The sequence below is a fragment of the Trichlorobacter sp. genome, from assembly GCF_034008105.1.
GTDB lineage: Bacteria > Desulfobacterota > Desulfuromonadia > Geobacterales > Pseudopelobacteraceae > Trichlorobacter.
In genome coordinates this window covers 12,373-28,336 of the sequence record NZ_JAVEPN010000003.1, presented here as the reverse complement: position 1 = coordinate 28,336, position 15,964 = coordinate 12,373, and the positions used below count along the sequence as shown (strand labels likewise).

Below are 15,964 nucleotides of genomic sequence, written 5' to 3'. Positions count from 1 at the left end.
GGCCCCTTTCTCAGATAATCTTGCTGAGCGGATATTCGATGATTCCTTCGGCACCCTGTCGGAGCAGTTCCGGCACGATCCGGCGCACCTCTTTTTCCGGCAACACGCTCTCGATGGAGACCCAGTCTGATTTGTAGAGGTGGGAGACCGTCGGGGCCTTCTGGCTGGGCAGCATACTGGTGATGTCATCCACCCGGTCGGCCGGGGCGTTCATCTTGAGCCCCACCATCCCTTCGGCCCGCAGGGTCGAGTTGAGCAGGGTGGCGATCTGTTCGACCTTGGCCCGTTTCCAGGGGTCGTTCCAGGCGGCCTTGTTGACCACCATCACCGGCACCGATTCCATCAGGTCGCAGACGATTCGCAGGTTATTGGCCCGGATGGTGGAACCGGTCTCGGTTACCTCTACGATGGCGTCGCACAGGCCGTCCACCACCTTGGCCTCGGTGGCCCCCCAGGAAAACTCCACATTGACGTCGATGTTGCGCTCTTTGAAGTAGCGCTTGGTGAACGCTACCAACTCAGTGGAGATGGTGGCGCCCTGCAGGTCTTCCGGCTTCTGCACCGTGGAATCCTGGGCCACCACCAGCACCCAGCGCACCGGGCGGCGGGAGACCTTGGAGTAGACCATCTCGCAGACTTCCACCACGTCGGAGTCGTTTTCACGAATCCAGTCACGGCCGGCGATCCCCACGTCGATGGTGCCCCGTTCAACGTACTTGCCCATCTCCTGGGGCCGGATCAGGTGGCACTTCATCTCGCCGTCGTCAACGGTGGGGAAGTAACTGCGTGACGAGATGCCGATCTGCCAGCCGGCCTGTTTGAACAGGTCGACGGTGGCCTCCTCCAGGCTGCCTTTGGGGATGCCGAAGCGCAGGACGGTGTTCATTGTTTGTAGACCTCCTTGGGATCAAACAGCGGGTTGGAATGCTCCACCCACTGGCCGTTCTCCCACCTAACGTAAAAGCAGCTGCGGTTGCCGGTGTGGCAGGCGGCCGGGCCGTTCTGTTTGACCTTGATCACCACGCTGTCGGCGTCGCAGTCGGTCAGCACCTCCATTACCTCCTGGGTGTTGCCCGACTCCTCGCCCTTCATCCAGTATTTGTTGCGGGTGCGGCTAAAGAACCAGGTCTTGCCGTCCTTGAGGGTCAGATCGAGGGTCTTCTTGTCCATGAAGGCCACCATCAGCACCTCACCGTTTTCGTAATCCTGGATAATGGCCGGAATCAGGCCGCCCATCTTGTCAAAATTGATCTCGATCATAACGTTGTCGCCCTCCTGATATAGATCACGGCAGTATAGGGGCAGGTGGGCGAAAATGCAAGCCTGGCCCGGGGTGGTCGCCTTGCTGTTGCCGGTAGGATTAGCCGTTTGTTTTGCAGCGGTTTTACGGTATAAAGAAGCGACAAAATCCGATACTTCTCGCGTATGGATGGTTGCCCCATGGCTAAAAATCTTGGTTTTGGTACCACGTTGATCCGTCTGCTGCTGGTGGCCGGCATGGTTGTCTCGGTTGCCGCCTTTGGCATCAAGCAGATTCCGGAAGACGGGCTCCGTTTTCTGCACCTGCTGAATGTGCTCTTTTTTCTGGGGGTGTTCTTCATTCTGGCCACCCGTAAGTTGCCGATCCGGGTCAAGCGGCTGGCCGGCGTGATGGATCAGGCCGCCGAGGGCGATCTGACCGTGCGGGGGCTTGATCTGTCGGCCGACGAGGTCGGTATGCTCAACAGCAACTTCAACGAGATGCTGGAGCGGCTGGCCGGCATGATGGCCAGTATCCGCCGGGCCGCCGAAGAGTTGCGCACCATCGGTCAGACCGTCGATACCGTGGCCCGTCAGGGGGTGACCAACGCCGAGACCCAGACCCTGGCTGCATCCAGCACCAAGGAGGCCGCCCTGCAGATCCGCCGTTCGGTGGAGGAGGTGACCACCGCGGTGGAGGGGCTGTCCGACGCCGCCACCGTTAATGCCAGCTCGATCCAGCAGATGACCACCAGTACGGTGGAGATCAACCAGCTGGTGGAGCATCTGGTGCTTGCGGTGGAGCGGGTCAGCGACTCCATCGACCGGATGGCCAACGCCCAGAAGGAGATCAACAACAGCGTCAACCGGCTGCTGGAAAACTCCTCCCATGCCACCGATCTGGTGCTGGAGATGGACCAGTCGGTGCGCCAGATCGAACAGAACGCTCAGGCCACGGCCCGCATCTCAGGTGACGTGCTGCGGGATGCCGAACTGGGCAATATCGCCGTGGAGACCACCATTAACGGCATGGATCAGATCCGCACCTCATCCCACACCGTCCAGCAGGCCATAGAAAATCTGTCGGTGCATGCCGCCAGCATCGGCACCATCCTGCAGGTGATCGACGAGGTGACCGAGCAGACCAAGTTGCTGGCCTTAAACGCCTCGATCATCGCGGCCCAGGCCGGCGAGCACGGCAAAGGCTTCGGCGTGGTGGCCCACGAGATCAAGGAACTGGCCCGTCGTACCACCGCCTCCACCCGCGAGATCGCCGAGATCGTCAATGGCGTCAAGGACGAGACCGATAAGGCCGTTACCGCCATCCGGCTCTCCGAGCAGGCGGTGGGGGACGGCGAGGTGCTGTCGCGCCGTTCCGGTGATGCCCTGCGCAAGATCGTTGATGGCGTCAAGACCGCCACCGACCAGGTGACCGCCATTGCCCATACCACCCAGTTGCATGCCCAGCAGAGCGACCGGATGCGGACCTCGGTGGGCGAGGTGGCTTCAATGGTGGAGCAGATTGTGCGGGCCTCGGGTGAGCAGACCCGCGATACCGAGGTGATCAATCGCTCAGCTGAGAACATTCGTGAGCTGGTGGCGCGGGTCCACCTGCAGACCAGCGCTCACAACGATGCCGGCAGCGGCGTGGCTGAATCCAGCGAAACCATTGTCCAGATGATCGAGGGGATTCGGGCCGCCTGTCAGGTGCAGTCGACCAGCAGCGAGCAGATCGTACGGGCTGCCGGCGAGATGGCCGCCACCGCCACCGGCAACCTGGAGACCACCAAGCTGGTGGAGGGGGCGGTGTCCGGCCTCTCCAACCAGATCAAAAACCTGGAGCGGGAAGTGGCCGGCTTCAAGACCTCAACCTAAACCTGCTGTACAGCCCGGTTGTGGTGGTGCGCGGCATTCGCTGCTTACGTCACGGTGACGTTGCGGATCCCCTCCGGCTTCCAGGCCGGCGAGATGACGTGTGAGCCTTTCTCTTGCTCATCCAGCAGGCTGCCGAAGGTCACCTTGAAGTCGCCCAGCTTATTGTTGACCGCATCCATAGCCCTGGTCAGTTGTTCCTTCTTCCTGTCTGTCTCGAATAGTGAGATCTGCTGCCCCTCATGCTCGTACAGGTTTGACAGGCTGATCCCCAACAGGCGGATCGGCTGGTCAATGCCCATGCTGTCGAATACCCTGACCGCTGTCTGGTAGATGTCGTCGCTCAAGTTGATCGGGGTGGTGAGGGTGGTCTGCTTCTGGAAGTTGCTGAAGAAGTCCCCCAGCCGCACCTGTACGCTGAGGGTCTTGCCGGCCAGGTCATACCTCCGGGCACGCCTGCCGACCATTTCCGAGAGCTGCAGCAGGCGCTTGAGGATGTCGTCACGGTGCTCGACATCCTTGGGCAGGGTCATGGAGTGGCCAACGCTCTTGACCTGTTCTTCCTCTTCCACCGGCACCACCGGGCTGTCGTCGATCCCCTGGCCCATCTCCTTCAGCCGTTTGCCGATGATGCCGAACCTCCTGGTCAGGATTTTTTCATCACAACGCCCCAGTTCGCCGCAGGTGTGGACATTGCAGTAGAGGGTCAGCTGTTTTTGCAGTCGCTTGCCGACCCCGCACAGATCACCCACCGGGATTTTCTCCAGGATCTCTCGTACCCGGTCCGGCGGGATCACGGTCAGGCCGTCCGGCTTTTGCATGTCGCTGGCCAGTTTGGCCAGCAGTTTGTTGGGGGCGATGCCGACGGAGCAGGTCAGGCCCAGGTCGTGCCTGATGCGGGCCTTGAGCTGGTAGGCGATGGTCTCAGCCGGGCCGTAGAGGGCCTGGGAGTGGGTGACATCCAGGAAGGCCTCGTCGATTGAGAATACCTCCACCAGGGGAGTGTATTCTCGCATCATGGCGGTGATCTGCGAGGAGGTATGGGTGTACTTCTTGTTGTCACCTTTGACGATGATCAGGTCCGGGCAGGCCCGCTTGCCTTCCCAGATGGCCATGCCGGTCTTGACGCCAAACGCACGGGCCTCGTAGGAGGCGGTGGTGATGACCGTGCGGTGGCTGGCGCCCACCACGGCGATCGGCTTGCCTTTGAGCTCAGTGTTGGCCTGCTGCTCCACCGAGGCGAAGAAGGCGTTCATATCGAGGTGGATAATGGAACGTGTCATAGGTGCGATTGTTTGGTCGGTTTACTCTGCCTGCAGATTCAACAGCTCCCAGTTTTGCCTGGTTGTGCTGTAGACCAGTTCAAATAGCGCTTCGCCATCACTTACCGAGAAGTGCAGGCGGGTGTCATCACCAACCCTGTCCGACCAGCTGTAGGTGGTCTGCTGAATGGCGTGCTTGCGGCGGCGCCATTCAAACCAGACCGGCTTGACTGCCCGTCCCGGCCCGAAGACCACCGCCACCCGTATCGGTTCACGGATTCGTTCCATTGTCAGGCCATGCTGCGGAAGATACCCACCACCTTGCCGACAATGGTTACCTCTGCCGAGCCTTCCTTGACGATGATCGGGTCCATGTTGGGATTCTTGGGCTGCAGGCGGATCTGCCCTTTTTCGCGGTGGAATTCCTTGAGCGTGGCCTCGCCTTCAACCATGGCCACCACGATGTCGCGGTTCTCGGCAGTCGGCTGGGGGCGCACCAGGGCCAGGTCGCCGTCACAGATGGCGGCGTTGATCATTGAATCGCCGGCCACCCGCAGCAGAAACGTGCCGCCATGCAGTTGCAGACGGTCGAGGGCCAAGTAGCCCTGGATGTCCTCGATGGCCGGGGTAAGGGCGCCGGCCCGCACCGTGCCGACTATCGGCAGCGAAACGGCGCTGGCAGCGGAGCCGGTCAGGCAGATGCCGCGCGCGTCGTTGCTGCGGCTCAGGTAGCCCTTGCGCTGCAGGGCCTCCAGGTGTTTGCTGACCGGCAGGGTGCCGCTGACCCCCAGTTGCCGGGCCAGCTCACGCAGGGTGGGCGGGTAGCCGTTATCGTCGATATGCTGGCGGATCAGTTCCAGCACCTGTTGTTGGCGTGCAGTGAGTGCGTGCTTGGTAGTCATGTGGCTACCATACTGCGGGGCGGGTCCTCTGTCAAGGTAGTCAGGGGGTATAAAAAACAGGCTGACAGGCTTAAGCAACCTTGTCAGCAATCGACCTGGTCGAAACAGGTTTCAGGATAGCAAGCGACGTCTATCTGTCCGCCGGGGAGAAGGTCTCGGCGAACAGCGCTTCCTGCTGCGGACTGCCGATCAGGATCAGGCCCATGTCGGCCTGCAGCAGCTGCTCAGGGGGCGGCACGATCAGGGGGGGACTGTCATCGGTCGGCTCCAGGGCCACGATTGAGCAGCCGGTCAGGGGCCTGATCTGCGATTCGGCAATCGTCTTGCCGACCAGTTCCGGCGGGATCAAGCGACGGAAGACCGAGATTCCCTCGGTCAGAAACACCGACTCCTTGGATTCAAGCACATTGCTCAGGATGCTGGCCCCCACCGAGGCGTTGGAGACCACGAAGTCGGCCCCGGCGGCATACAGCTGCTCAACATTGGCGTCGTCGTTGGCCCGCGCCACGATCCGGATGTGGGGGTTGCTGTGGCGGCTGGAGAGGGTCAGGAAGATATTGGTACTGTCGTTGTTGGTGGTAACAATTACCCCCTGGGCCTGCTCGATGCCGGCCTGTTTCAGCAGATAGCGGCCGGTGGCGTCGCCGATTACCGCAACGTGGTCGGCGCAGTCGGGGTTGGCCAGCTGGTCGATCAGGATGAAGGGCACCGGCTTGCGTTCGAGAAACTTGGCCGAGGCGCAGCCCACCCGGCCATGGCCCAGGATCAGCACCAGCTCCTCCCGTGACTGGTCGCCGGCCAGCTGCTCCAGCTTTTCCAGCTGTTCACGGCTGCCGGCCAGGATCATCAGCGCCTCGGGGTGCAGGATGGCATCGCCGGTGGGAAACTGCAACGTGCCGCGCTCCCACAGCGCCACCACCGCCAGGCCGGTACGCTGGCGGATACAGGCCTCCGCCAGGGTCTGGTTGACGAAGGGGGTGCCGTAGACCGGAATCTCGGCGATCTGCAGGGCACCGAAGGAATCCAGTACATGGGCCAGGGCACCGCAGGTAGTGGCCCGCGTGGCCAGGTAGCGGCCCAGGATGCGGGGCAGCGGGATCACCTGATTGGCGCCGGCCAGTCGCAGCAGGTCAACGTGCTCGGGGTCGTTGGCAATGGCTGCAATCGGGGTTTTGGCCATGGAGCGCACCGTCAGGCAGAGGTTGGCGTTTTCCGGGTCGCTCAGGTTGGCGATCACGTAGCGGGCCTGGGACACCCGTACCCTGCGCAGCACCTCCTGATCAGTCGGCGAGCCGCAGACCACCCGGATGTTTTCCTCCTCCTCCAGGTGCAGCGCCTGCTGATGGTCCGGCGTCACCACCACGAACGAGATCATGCGGCTCTTCAGCTTGCGGATCAGGTTGGTGGTAATCGGGTCCATGCCGAAGATCAGCACATGACCGCTGGTTTCTTCGTCCAGCTCCAGGGTGGGGTGGTAGCGCAACCGCTGCTCGATCCAGGGGGCCAAAAACAGGCTGATCATACCGAAGGGCAGGATGATCAGCAGGAACACCACCCCGCTGATGGTGACGATGGTGGCGAACAGGTAGCCCAGGTCGGTATGGAAGGTGATATCGCCAAAGCCCAGGGTGGTCATCACCGTGATCACCCAGTAGATGCTGGCCATCAGGGAAAAGTCGCGGCCCTCCAGACGCCACATCAGAAAATCGAACAGCAGGGCGTAGGTCAGCATCAGAGCCACCAGAAAGAGGCCGTACAGGCAGAGTACTTTCAGATTCTGACGCAGGCGACCGCGGAAAAAGTACGCCAGTTCAGCGCCGATTGATTTCATAAGCTAGACTCCGACAGGGGTGATCTGCTGGCAGTATACCACGCTGGCCGAGCTTGCCCAGCAGATTAGCTGCCGGCCTGGCTGGTCGGGCCTGGATGTGGTAGTGCAGTTGGGATTTCGCGAAGCGGCTGCACCGTGCTACACTGCGCCGAGTTTAGTCTGTTCAGCGCGAGGATTGATCGTCTATGCCCAGCTATGTTGAACCGGTGTTCCGTCCCCCCAGCGAGGCCCGCAGCCTGATCTTCCAGATCACGGTGGGCTGCTCCCAGAATAACTGCGCCTTCTGCGGCATGTACAAGGGCAAGCGCTTCCATATCCGGCCGGTCGCGGATATTGTGCAGGAGATCAGCGAGATCCCGGCCCGCTACCGCGAGCGGGTCGAGCGGGTCTTTCTGGCCGACGGCGATGCCCTGGTCTACCCTTTTGAGGGGCTGGTCACGATCCTGGACGCCCTGGCAGCCACCTTTCCCGGCCTGACACGGGTGGCCAGCTACGCCTCGCCCAACAGCCTCACCAACAAGACCCTGCCGCAGTTGCACCAGTTGCGGGAAAAGAAGCTGCGCATCCTCTACTTCGGCCTGGAGTCCGGCGACGACCCGACCCTGGAGCGGGTAGGCAAGGGGTATGCCGCCGACCAGATGGCCGAGCTGGCGCTGATGGCCCGTGAAGCCGGCATCAAGCTGTCGGTCACCGCCATCCTGGGCCTGGCCGGCAGGGGGCGCAGCCTGGAGCATGCCCGTGCCACCGCGGCCTGGGTCAACCGGGTCAATCCGGAGTACTTCTCGCTCTTAACTCTGTTCCACCGCCACAACGAGCCGTTTGTCCGCTCGCTTGATCAGGGTACCCGCCGCGAGCTGATGCAGGAGGCGCGGGAACTGCTGACGCAGCTGGCCCCGGCCCGGACCATCCTGCGCTCCAACCATGTCTCCAACTTCCTTAATCTGGCCGGCAGCTATCCCAAGGATCGCCAGCGGCTGATCGAGGATGTTGACCGTGCCCTGCACCAGGCCGAGCGTCTGCCCGGCTTTCTGGACGAGGTACCGGCCTATGAAGAGGAGTATTACTGATGTGGTCCAACAGCTGTACGGTGAGTATGGGGGAGGGACGATGACCGAGACACGGGATACCCTGCAGCCCTGCCAGGGGGTGCCGGCCGATGTTGAGGAGCTGCAGGCGTTGGTGGCGATGCGGATGCCGTTCGGCAAGTATCAGGGGCGGCTCTTGATCGATCTGCCCGAGCCATACCTGGTCTGGTTCGCTCAGCAGGGCTTTCCGGCAGGCAAGCTGGGCAGGATGCTGGAAACGGTCCACACCATCAAGGTCAATGGGCTGGAATACCTGTTTGAACCGCTGCGCTGTTAGCGCTGCAGTATCAGCTTGATCAGCACCGCCAGCACCATCGTGATGAAGACCGGCCGCACAAACGCAGCCCCCTTCGTGATCACCAGCCGGGCCCCGATCCGGGCCCCCAGAAACTGTCCTGCCCCCATCACCAGCCCCGCAACCAGCTGCACCTGTCCGGCCAGCAGAAAGAACAGTAGTGCAGTTGCGTTGCTGGTGAAGTTCATCACCTTGGTGTAGGCGGTGGCGCGCACCATCGAATACCCGAACAGCAGCATGAACGCCATGGCCCAGAACGAGCCGGTGCCCGGTCCCAGAAAACCGTCATAAAAGCCGATTGAGAGTCCGAACACCATAAAGAACGGTCCGGCTGACCAGCGGGCGTGGCTATCGTCCCGCCCCAGTTGCGGGGTGAATAGCGTGTAGAGCGCAATGGCTGCCAACAGCCAGTGGATCAGACGGCGCAGCAGCCCCGGATCCAGCAGTTGGACCGCCCAGGCCCCCAACCCGGCGCCGAGAGCGGTCCAGATGATCCCGCTGTAGCATTCCCGCAGGTTAACGCGGCCAGCCCTGATGAAATGCAGCATGGCACTGCCAGAGCCAAAGCTTGCCTGCAGCTTGTTGGTGCCCAGCGCCAGCTGGGGTGGCAACCCGGCAGCCAACAGCGCCGGCACGGTGATCAACCCGCCTCCGCCGGCGATCGCATCCACCAGCCCGGCGATAAAGGCGGCGCTAAACAACAGGGCCAGTGTGGGCAGGTCAATCAGCATGGGGGTATCCTTAAGAGTGCTGATTCGGTTGAAGTAGCTAATCTAGCTAGTTCTACTTCTTAGCGGAATCTTTCTTGGATAGGCCAGTGGTGGTATGGATCTTTTCGACGATGTCTGCCTTGGTCACTGTAATGCCGCTTTCATAGGGTTTTACTGTCGTCAGGGGGTGAAGTTAGCGAGGGTCTGCGGCAATTAGGTGGTATGTCCCCGGAACTCATCTCAGGAACTGACCTGCCCGCATTATGAGAGGATGAACATGGCAGTCATAACAGGCTCCAAAATGCTTTGCACCAGTTCAATCCCTTGACAATCTTTCCAGTAGCAAATCCTCAAGATTCCTCCGGCTATCCACGACCGAGATAACATAAACCTTCGTACCGTCAATCCGATACATAATGCGCCATGACGCCACAATCAGCTCACGGTACTGAGTAATGCCATGCTGGTGGAGTTCGGGCACAACCCTCCCTTTATTGGGAAGGTTGTCAAGAGTGGCAGCGCGCTCACGAATCCGGGCAAAAACCGCAAGCGCAGCATCAAAACTGTCATCAGCGATAAAGTCAACAATACACTCAAGATCAGTCTCTGCTGCTTTCGTCCAGACAACAGAAAACAGATGCCGCGCCATTACTCCGCCTGCCTTCTTCGCTCAGCCAGTCTTGCTTCAATGCGGGAAAAAACCTCATCCTGCCCGCTCAACCTGCCAGCGCGGATGTCATTTTCCCCCTGCACCATCAGCTTGAGCATTGCGATAGCATTCCGCATGCTTTCGTAACTGGCAGTGTCCTGCAGTACTGCGCGTGCCATGCCATTCTGGGTGATAATGACCGGCCTGCGGGTTTCATTTACCTGATGCAGCAGATGAGCGGCGTTGCCTTTCAGGTAGGTTACTGGTTGAATATCTTCTGCTAAATTCATAGCACACCTCCGGTACGAATAAAGTACCTTATTAAGACCTTTGTGGCAACCTTTAGTTCAATCGGCACCTTTGCCTTGTCAGGCGTGATCATTCCGCAGACGTCCGGCCAGCATACGGGCCGCATCGGAATCTGTAACCCATTCACCATTCCTTCAGCGTTACCCAGGGCGGCTAACCACTCCAGCAGGGCGATGAACCGCTCCCGCTGCCCCCAGTATAAATCCGGTATCACGCCATCCTCAGCCAGCCGTACCTTGGGGCAGTATACGAATACATTTTGTGTCTAAGCGCCTCTGTCATCTGTAGTCTTACAAGGTGTTCTGTGGGGGGGCTGAAACAAGAAAACGCCCCTGGCGATTGTCAGGGGCGTTTTGTATGGAACCGGCTGTTGCCGGAGTATGGCTTGGTGGTGCTCAGGCTGTCGAACTAATCTTTTAAGTATATAAAAGCAAATAATATTTTTTGAGACTGAATTTTGCCATACCGTCAAAAATACCACCACAATCTGAGGCATTATAAAACGGGCATCCGCGTGGGTACTGAAAAAGGTCGCTATTGAAACCAGCCTTCACACAGAGGCCTTCTATTGAGCTGCCTGAAAGCCTACTCCATATATCATTGTTTGCCTGTTTTTACAATGCGTTACGTGGTGGTGCTATGCAAGATTGTCTGGCTACTCCACCCTCCACGTTCTTGATCCCCTCCGGCCGCCAGGCCGGAGGGGATCAAGAGTGAGTTTTATCTCATCCACCAGGCTGCTAAAAGTCGCCCAGCTTGATGTTTGCCGTATCCGTGGCCTTACTCAGTTTTTCCTTTGTACGGTCTGTGTTGAGCAGGATATCTGCAGACCTTGCAGCTCACCGTCGCTCACTTACACCCCGATCTGCCCCCTGCCGGCCTTGCCGTTCACCAGCAGATAATAGCATTCGCCCGGTTTAAGGGTTGAAAGCGGCCGGACACGGACCACATGCAGTTTGTCCGGCTGAGGTGGCGCAGGAATCAAGCCGCTCAGGCTGTTTGCGGTAGCATTGTCGGTGGTACGGAAAAACAGCTTGGTGCCGGTATTGATCAGAATAATGTCGATGGCATGTTCTCCTGCTTTTGAGGGCAGGCTGTAGCGCAGCGAGGCAATCGATTGTGTGGCCAGCCCGCAGCAGACCCGGTAGGCCCGGCAGCGGTCAAGAAACGACTGTTCACCGCTATCCTCATCGTGGGTAATAAAACGCTGGAACTCATCACAGATGTAGAAAAATGGGCGCACGGTATGGTTATTCATCCGTTCCGGAACCAGCAGCGCCTTAAAAAAACCGGCCTTCAACGTCTTGCCAATAGTCAACGCAACTGTACTGGTCTTGTCCGGCTCATACACGACAATCCTGCCCTCTTGTATGACCTCGCTTGTACTCAACAGCACTTCAGGCGGTTCAAACGGATTAATGGAGATGCGGCTGCAAAACTCAGGGCTGGCCTGGTCATTGATCAGGTTGCTTATGACAGCATATATCGACGCATAGGTTGTGTCCGCCATGTGCATATACTGGCTGAAAAATGAGCCCTCTCCCTGTGAAAAAACCGCTTTGTCGTTGATCTTCCAGCCCGCCACAAACGCCATGAAGAGCGCCCAGAATACGTTAAAGGTATGTGACAGTTCACCCGCTTTCAGTCCTCTCAACACCGCCTTCGCGACTTCACCTGACCAGACACCGCTCGTGGCAAGCGTCAGCAGGTCAACAATATGGTTAAGGTAGTTCTCAGGCTGATAGGTCACCAATGGCAGTATCTGACCGGACTGCAGGTTGCGGGCAACCAGCTGCTGCGCTTCATCGCCACAATTGCGGTAAATAAAAAATGATGCCACACGCAGGGGTTGATCGTATTTATCACCAGAGACGATCCTCTCCACGCCGACTGCATTCGATAGTGCAGGAGCCTCGGGCTGCTTAACAGACAGCAGCTGGAGAAGCCCGGACAGGCAGCTCCAGAACTGTCTGATGTTTTCAACCCCCAGGCCGTTTGGGTGCCGCCACAGGGTCAGATCAATTTCCACGATGGCCTGTAGAAACTGCTTGGCAGCATCAAACCAGAACCGGTCATTCAGTACCTCTTGCTGCCCATTGAAGGCATCGGAAGATGCCATCATCTGCTCCACCACGCCAATGGCACCTATCTCGTCGAGCTGCTGATGTTCGAACTGCCACAATACCGGGCCGGGGCCGCCCGGTTTCAGGCGCAACAGTCGATCGGCACCTGCGGCGCCGACCAGTTCTTCAAGATAGGCACCCAGCTCGGCCTTGGGGTCAACCACCAGCCCGGCCGCCTGTTTGCCGTTGAAGCAACGGTCGGCAGCAAAGGCCAGCCGGCACAACGGTTTGATGCCGGATGTCGTCTTGCCCGAACCGGTTTCCCCCAGAAACAGAAGGTGTCGAAACAGGCTGGTCTCGTCCAGATCGCCCATCTGTATTGCATCCCACTCTGCACAGCGCAGCTTGTGTGTGTTCATCGCTATACCCCCGCTATCTGATCGATCAATCCGTAGGCGACTGCTTTTTCAGGCCTGATATACTCATCCCGGCCAAACGTGCGCAGATACCATTCCATCCTGCCAAACAGCCAGGCCTGCACCTGTGTGCGCTGCTGGGCGCCAGAAGTCGTCTTCAGGTGCTGCAGCAGGTGCTCGACCGATTCGTCGTCACCAACTGCCTTGACCTGCTTGCGGATACGGTCAGTCAGCAGCAGATACAGGTCGCGCCGCAGAATCAGCCGCTCCTCATCATTGCCGCAGGCCTCTATCCGCCTCAGCATCTGGGCAATGCGGGCACCGCCCAGTTTTTCGATCCGCTCCGCGCAAAAGCTGCGCTTCGGATCCGGCAGGCAACAGACCAGCTCCGTCAGGGTATCAAACTGCTCCAGCGGCAGCAGACCGCCGTACCTGTGCCTGAGCAGCTTCATGATCAGCCCGGCATCGGTCACACTCAGGTCCCAGCGCAGGTCATCCAGGCGGCTTACGGTCAGTGCCGCATTGCCACCGGAAACCCGCACGTTGTGATACAGGAGCATCGAATCGGGCAGGGCCCAGCGATGCCCCACGTCGCCGAAGCTGAGCATATACGCACCGGCGCTGCAGCAGCTGGTCAGGGCCATGGTCTCGATCACCACCCCCCGCTTCCGCCAGCTGGCCAGTTGGTTGATAAAATAATTGAGTGCTTTGGCCTCGCCGCCAGGCGAGTCGATCTCGATCCGCACCCGATCGTAAAAATAGTAGTTGATGGCGGTATCGATCTCGTCGCACAGACTAAAGATCCGATTGGCGTTCACATCCCCGGAAAACCTGACCACCGCGTGGTCAGGCCGGTAGATGACGGTCACCTTGTTTTCAACGAGTACCTGGTTCATAGGGCTCCCTTTGCTTTCTCTCACAATCTACACCTTGCGACGCATACAGCGGGCGCTTGCCCAAAAGGCCTCCGGCGGCTTGTGCTCCGGCCGTTGCCATCAGAGCCGCATCCCCGCGAACGTGCCGTCACCGCTTTCGCCAGCAGGCCACTGTAACAGCGCCCGCCAGTCGGTATGGCAGACCCCTGCCTGTTGCAGGGCACGTTGCCGCGCAATCAGCGGTAGTTTCTCAGTCAGACAGGGTATGGCCGACTGCGAATCGGTATCCCTCAGCGATAGCTCCAGCACCTGGCCGGTGCGGTACGGCAGCCTGTCCACCAGATAGCCGATGATCTCCCGAAACTGAACACCATAGCTGGTAAAACGGTCGCCGGGGTCAAACCACTGCCTGATGTTGCCGCGATACCGTACGGCCTCCGGCGCCTTGTCCAGCAGGCATCGCACCAGGTCCAGGCGCCCCATGTATGCCGCCGCCCGCACAGCGTCTGCCGGTATGCGTTGCCCGCACTGTGCGGCCTTTTCGACCAGATAGCCCAGCAGCCTGCCATTGCCGCTCACGACCGTTGCGGTCAGAAGCCTGTCAAGGTACGGAGCCAGATCAATGCGCGCCTGGCCATGCCTGGGCGCCTCATCCAGCAGGTAGCGCACCACCATCAGCCGGCCGCGGGCTACAGCAGCCAGCAAGGCGGCATTATCGCAATCCGTAATATCAACCCGCGAATCGGCATGGTGTGGGGCCGTTTCCACCAGATAGCGGATGATCTTGTGGTGCCCGTTGCTGGCCGCCTCAATGACGGCCCTGTTCTGTTGTGCCGCCAGATCAACCGGTGGCTGGACAAAAGCGGGCGCACGCTCGACCAGGTAGCGCACCACCGGCAGTCGGCCATTGGACGCAGCCAGAATCAGGGCCATATGGTCATCGGCGGTTATGGGGCAGCCCTGTTCCTCTACCAGCTGCCTGACCAGCCTCAGCGCCCCGCGGGCGCTGGCCTCGATCAAAAGCTGTGCATAACGCTCACTGGTCCATGCGATATCCATGGTGCCCCTCCTTACAGCTTGATCAGACAGGCAGTCTGGCGCCTTGCCTGCGTCTCGGCACAGCGTGCCATCACCTTGAAACGCTCGGCAAGGGACAAGCCGTACTCTTCCAGTCGGCGCATTGCCACCAGCTGCTGCACCAGCTCTTCATCACCCTGCTCACTTGCTGCTGTAAAGCTGACTGTCTCGCGTACCGTATCCATCGTTAGCTCCTTTCCGGTCTCGTTCGTAGGTTAGTAGCAATCATGCCTTGCCATCAGCTCGGCAACGCTGCATGGCACAAACATCTTGTCGCGCTCCACCCGCATGCAGCGCGCGTCGAAATCCTGCTGCAGGTCAGACAGGCTGAAGCTGCCGAAATCGGCGCCGTGGCTGCTGACCACGTACCCCATGAAGACGATATCGCCGTCATGCTGCTGGCTGCCCTCCAGCACGTACCAGCTCCAGTCGTCCCAGGGGGTGAAGAAACGCGCCAGCGCCTGCCGCTCCTCCAGCGGCACCTGTGGCATCGAATCCAGCGCCGGCAGCCTCTTCTGCATCGCCTTGGTTACCAGTTTCATCACTTTGCCCTCCTTTTGACAGCTGCCTTGGCCAGCCCTGACAGGCGATCTTGTTCCGCTTGCGAGCATTGCACCAGCAGATGGTTGTTAGCCGTGCTGCTGAGAAGATCCATCCGCACCACGCGCAGGCGCTCGGCGCGCTTCAAGTCGTCCGCGGTAAGCTGCCATCCGTTGGCGGCGGCGGCCTCGACGGAGCCATAGGCGGCCTTCCTCATCTGCACCACAACCTTTGTAGCCAGCAGCTCATCGATATCGGCCGAACCATCGGCAAGCCCTATGGCCAGCTGGGCAACATCATGCCCGCACTTCAGCAAGAACAGCTTGCCGGTACGTTTGCCTGCAACCACCTGGGGCTTCAGATACTGCTGGTGGAGTTCGCGGCCATCAACCACCTGCACAACAGACCGGTATGCGCTGAGAATTCTGGTGTACCGCGCCTCTGCGTTGTCCACCGGGATGTCACTGATCATCGGCACCAGTTCGCGGATCGGTGAGCTGCTGCGGGTGGCCTCGAGGTCTGACAGGTAGGTCGGAGATTTCATTGCCGTGTCCTTTCGCTCGTTGGAGATGCATACGAACTAATGCATGATGTGTGCCAAGCCTGGCTTGGCCTGTATCATACTGATATTAATGATAGAATTTTGCTGTTTGAGCTTGGCGGCGTAGCCATTGATCAATTTATGCTGTCTAAGTGTCTAATTCTGATTGTCATGTGGCCGCCATTGCCTTGCGTGGCCACGCCCATCGGCCAGCATGCCGCAGCCTTCGTTCTGCTGGGCAGCGTTGGGTGAGTAAGTACAAAAGAGAGCGGAAGAAGGTGTTGCAGGAGATGATCAG

General features: G+C 59.6%; 18 protein-coding genes. 3 read left to right on the top strand and 15 right to left on the bottom strand.

Features of this window, described 5'->3' with window-relative positions; translation table 11 throughout:
• Positions 1–10: 10 nt before the first annotated feature.
• Together hisG and hisI are read right to left on the bottom strand one after the other, a co-directional pair.
• Positions 11–886, bottom strand: coding sequence for an ATP phosphoribosyltransferase (gene hisG / locus RBQ93_RS02650; RefSeq protein ID WP_320370463.1), 876 nt, complete (start codon positions 884–886; stop codon positions 11–13).
• Positions 883–1,260, bottom strand: a complete 378-nt coding sequence (gene hisI / locus RBQ93_RS02645; RefSeq protein WP_320370462.1) for a phosphoribosyl-AMP cyclohydrolase — start codon at positions 1,258–1,260, stop codon at positions 883–885. The genes hisG and hisI overlap by 4 nt, the downstream gene beginning before the upstream one ends.
• Before the next feature lie 180 nt (positions 1,261–1,440).
• Between hisI and RBQ93_RS02640 the strand changes: the two genes are divergently transcribed.
• Positions 1,441–3,114, top strand: coding sequence for a HAMP domain-containing methyl-accepting chemotaxis protein (locus RBQ93_RS02640; RefSeq protein WP_320370461.1), 1,674 nt, complete (start codon positions 1,441–1,443; stop codon positions 3,112–3,114).
• Between the two features lie 44 nt (positions 3,115–3,158).
• Here the strand turns inward: RBQ93_RS02640 and dinB are convergent, their stop codons facing one another.
• The 4 genes from dinB to RBQ93_RS02620 all read right to left on the bottom strand — a co-directional run bounded on the left by dinB (position 3,159) and on the right by RBQ93_RS02620 (position 7,106).
• Positions 3,159–4,394 carry a DNA polymerase IV gene (gene dinB, locus RBQ93_RS02635; protein ID WP_320370460.1) on the bottom strand — a complete coding sequence of 412 codons (1,236 nt, stop codon included), beginning with the start codon at positions 4,392–4,394 and terminating at the stop codon, positions 3,159–3,161.
• A 21-nt stretch (positions 4,395–4,415) separates the two neighbouring features.
• Positions 4,416–4,661 carry a hypothetical protein gene (locus RBQ93_RS02630; RefSeq protein ID WP_320370459.1) on the bottom strand — a complete coding sequence of 82 codons (246 nt, stop codon included), beginning with the start codon at positions 4,659–4,661 and terminating at the stop codon, positions 4,416–4,418.
• 2 nt (positions 4,662–4,663) lie between these two features.
• On the bottom strand, positions 4,664–5,275 hold the full coding sequence (lexA, locus tag RBQ93_RS02625; protein WP_320370458.1) for a transcriptional repressor LexA: 612 nt from the start codon (positions 5,273–5,275) through the stop codon (positions 4,664–4,666).
• A gap of 130 nt (positions 5,276–5,405) precedes the next feature.
• The gene (locus RBQ93_RS02620; RefSeq protein WP_320370457.1) at positions 5,406–7,106 is read right to left on the bottom strand and encodes a potassium channel family protein; all 1,701 of its coding nucleotides are present in this window, start codon (positions 7,104–7,106) and stop codon (positions 5,406–5,408) included.
• Between the two features lie 185 nt (positions 7,107–7,291).
• Between RBQ93_RS02620 and RBQ93_RS02615 the strand changes: the two genes are divergently transcribed.
• The gene (locus tag RBQ93_RS02615) at positions 7,292–8,173 is read left to right on the top strand and encodes a radical SAM protein (RefSeq protein WP_320370456.1); all 882 of its coding nucleotides are present in this window, start codon (positions 7,292–7,294) and stop codon (positions 8,171–8,173) included.
• Positions 8,174–8,213: 40 nt separating this feature from the next.
• A complete protein-coding gene (locus RBQ93_RS02610) occupies positions 8,214–8,468 on the top strand; it encodes a DUF3820 family protein (RefSeq protein WP_320370455.1) in 255 nt (84 codons plus the stop codon).
• On the opposite strand, the gene RBQ93_RS02605 is transcribed toward RBQ93_RS02610, so the two are convergent.
• The 9 genes from RBQ93_RS02605 to RBQ93_RS02565 all read right to left on the bottom strand — a co-directional run bounded on the left by RBQ93_RS02605 (position 8,465) and on the right by RBQ93_RS02565 (position 15,669).
• Positions 8,465–9,217 carry a TSUP family transporter gene (locus RBQ93_RS02605; RefSeq protein ID WP_320370454.1) on the bottom strand — a complete coding sequence of 251 codons (753 nt, stop codon included), beginning with the start codon at positions 9,215–9,217 and terminating at the stop codon, positions 8,465–8,467. The genes RBQ93_RS02610 and RBQ93_RS02605 overlap by 4 nt on opposite strands.
• Before the next feature lie 295 nt (positions 9,218–9,512).
• Positions 9,513–9,845 (bottom strand): type II toxin-antitoxin system RelE/ParE family toxin, encoded by a 333-nt coding sequence (locus tag RBQ93_RS02600; protein ID WP_320370453.1) that lies wholly within the window; start codon positions 9,843–9,845, stop codon positions 9,513–9,515.
• Entirely contained in the window at positions 9,845–10,135 is a 291-nt protein-coding gene (locus tag RBQ93_RS02595) for a type II toxin-antitoxin system Phd/YefM family antitoxin (protein WP_320370452.1), read from the bottom strand. The genes RBQ93_RS02600 and RBQ93_RS02595 overlap by 1 nt, the downstream gene beginning before the upstream one ends.
• A gap of 872 nt (positions 10,136–11,007) precedes the next feature.
• Positions 11,008–12,636: a TraM recognition domain-containing protein gene (locus RBQ93_RS02590; protein ID WP_320370451.1), complete on the bottom strand. Its 1,629-nt coding sequence runs from the start codon at positions 12,634–12,636 to the stop codon at positions 11,008–11,010.
• A 2-nt stretch (positions 12,637–12,638) separates the two neighbouring features.
• Complete coding sequence (locus RBQ93_RS02585; protein ID WP_320370450.1) at positions 12,639–13,529, bottom strand: ATP-dependent Clp protease proteolytic subunit; 891 nt, start codon at positions 13,527–13,529, stop codon at positions 12,639–12,641.
• A gap of 99 nt (positions 13,530–13,628) precedes the next feature.
• On the bottom strand, positions 13,629–14,567 hold the full coding sequence (locus RBQ93_RS02580; protein ID WP_320370449.1) for an ankyrin repeat domain-containing protein: 939 nt from the start codon (positions 14,565–14,567) through the stop codon (positions 13,629–13,631).
• Between the two features lie 11 nt (positions 14,568–14,578).
• Positions 14,579–14,770 (bottom strand): hypothetical protein, encoded by a 192-nt coding sequence (locus RBQ93_RS02575; RefSeq protein WP_320370448.1) that lies wholly within the window; start codon positions 14,768–14,770, stop codon positions 14,579–14,581.
• 30 nt (positions 14,771–14,800) lie between these two features.
• Entirely contained in the window at positions 14,801–15,127 is a 327-nt protein-coding gene (locus RBQ93_RS02570) for a DUF2958 domain-containing protein (RefSeq protein ID WP_320370447.1), read from the bottom strand.
• Positions 15,127–15,669: a hypothetical protein gene (locus RBQ93_RS02565; RefSeq protein ID WP_320370446.1), complete on the bottom strand. Its 543-nt coding sequence runs from the start codon at positions 15,667–15,669 to the stop codon at positions 15,127–15,129. Before RBQ93_RS02565 ends, RBQ93_RS02570 begins: the two co-directional genes overlap by 1 nt.
• Positions 15,670–15,964 lie beyond the last annotated feature (295 nt).

What these genes read in the sequence shown, in the direction of transcription:
- hisG (WP_320370463.1), bottom strand. Translation starts at nt 886, where the DNA reads ATGAACACCGTCCTGCGCTTCGGCATCCCCAAAGGCAGCCTGGAGGAG.
- hisI (WP_320370462.1), bottom strand. Translation starts at nt 1,260, where the DNA reads ATGATCGAGATCAATTTTGACAAGATGGGCGGCCTGATTCCGGCCATT.
- RBQ93_RS02640 (WP_320370461.1), top strand. Translation starts at nt 1,441, where the DNA reads ATGGCTAAAAATCTTGGTTTTGGTACCACGTTGATCCGTCTGCTGCTG.
- dinB (WP_320370460.1), bottom strand. Translation starts at nt 4,394, where the DNA reads ATGACACGTTCCATTATCCACCTCGATATGAACGCCTTCTTCGCCTCG.
- RBQ93_RS02630 (WP_320370459.1), bottom strand. Translation starts at nt 4,661, where the DNA reads ATGGAACGAATCCGTGAACCGATACGGGTGGCGGTGGTCTTCGGGCCG.
- lexA (WP_320370458.1), bottom strand. Translation starts at nt 5,275, where the DNA reads ATGACTACCAAGCACGCACTCACTGCACGCCAACAACAGGTGCTGGAA.
- RBQ93_RS02620 (WP_320370457.1), bottom strand. Translation starts at nt 7,106, where the DNA reads ATGAAATCAATCGGCGCTGAACTGGCGTACTTTTTCCGCGGTCGCCTG.
- RBQ93_RS02615 (WP_320370456.1), top strand. Translation starts at nt 7,292, where the DNA reads ATGCCCAGCTATGTTGAACCGGTGTTCCGTCCCCCCAGCGAGGCCCGC.
- RBQ93_RS02610 (WP_320370455.1), top strand. Translation starts at nt 8,214, where the DNA reads ATGACCGAGACACGGGATACCCTGCAGCCCTGCCAGGGGGTGCCGGCC.
- RBQ93_RS02605 (WP_320370454.1), bottom strand. Translation starts at nt 9,217, where the DNA reads ATGCTGATTGACCTGCCCACACTGGCCCTGTTGTTTAGCGCCGCCTTT.
- RBQ93_RS02600 (WP_320370453.1), bottom strand. Translation starts at nt 9,845, where the DNA reads ATGGCGCGGCATCTGTTTTCTGTTGTCTGGACGAAAGCAGCAGAGACT.
- RBQ93_RS02595 (WP_320370452.1), bottom strand. Translation starts at nt 10,135, where the DNA reads ATGAATTTAGCAGAAGATATTCAACCAGTAACCTACCTGAAAGGCAAC.
- RBQ93_RS02590 (WP_320370451.1), bottom strand. Translation starts at nt 12,636, where the DNA reads ATGAACACACACAAGCTGCGCTGTGCAGAGTGGGATGCAATACAGATG.
- RBQ93_RS02585 (WP_320370450.1), bottom strand. Translation starts at nt 13,529, where the DNA reads ATGAACCAGGTACTCGTTGAAAACAAGGTGACCGTCATCTACCGGCCT.
- RBQ93_RS02580 (WP_320370449.1), bottom strand. Translation starts at nt 14,567, where the DNA reads ATGGATATCGCATGGACCAGTGAGCGTTATGCACAGCTTTTGATCGAG.
- RBQ93_RS02575 (WP_320370448.1), bottom strand. Translation starts at nt 14,770, where the DNA reads ATGGATACGGTACGCGAGACAGTCAGCTTTACAGCAGCAAGTGAGCAG.
- RBQ93_RS02570 (WP_320370447.1), bottom strand. Translation starts at nt 15,127, where the DNA reads ATGAAACTGGTAACCAAGGCGATGCAGAAGAGGCTGCCGGCGCTGGAT.
- RBQ93_RS02565 (WP_320370446.1), bottom strand. Translation starts at nt 15,669, where the DNA reads ATGAAATCTCCGACCTACCTGTCAGACCTCGAGGCCACCCGCAGCAGC.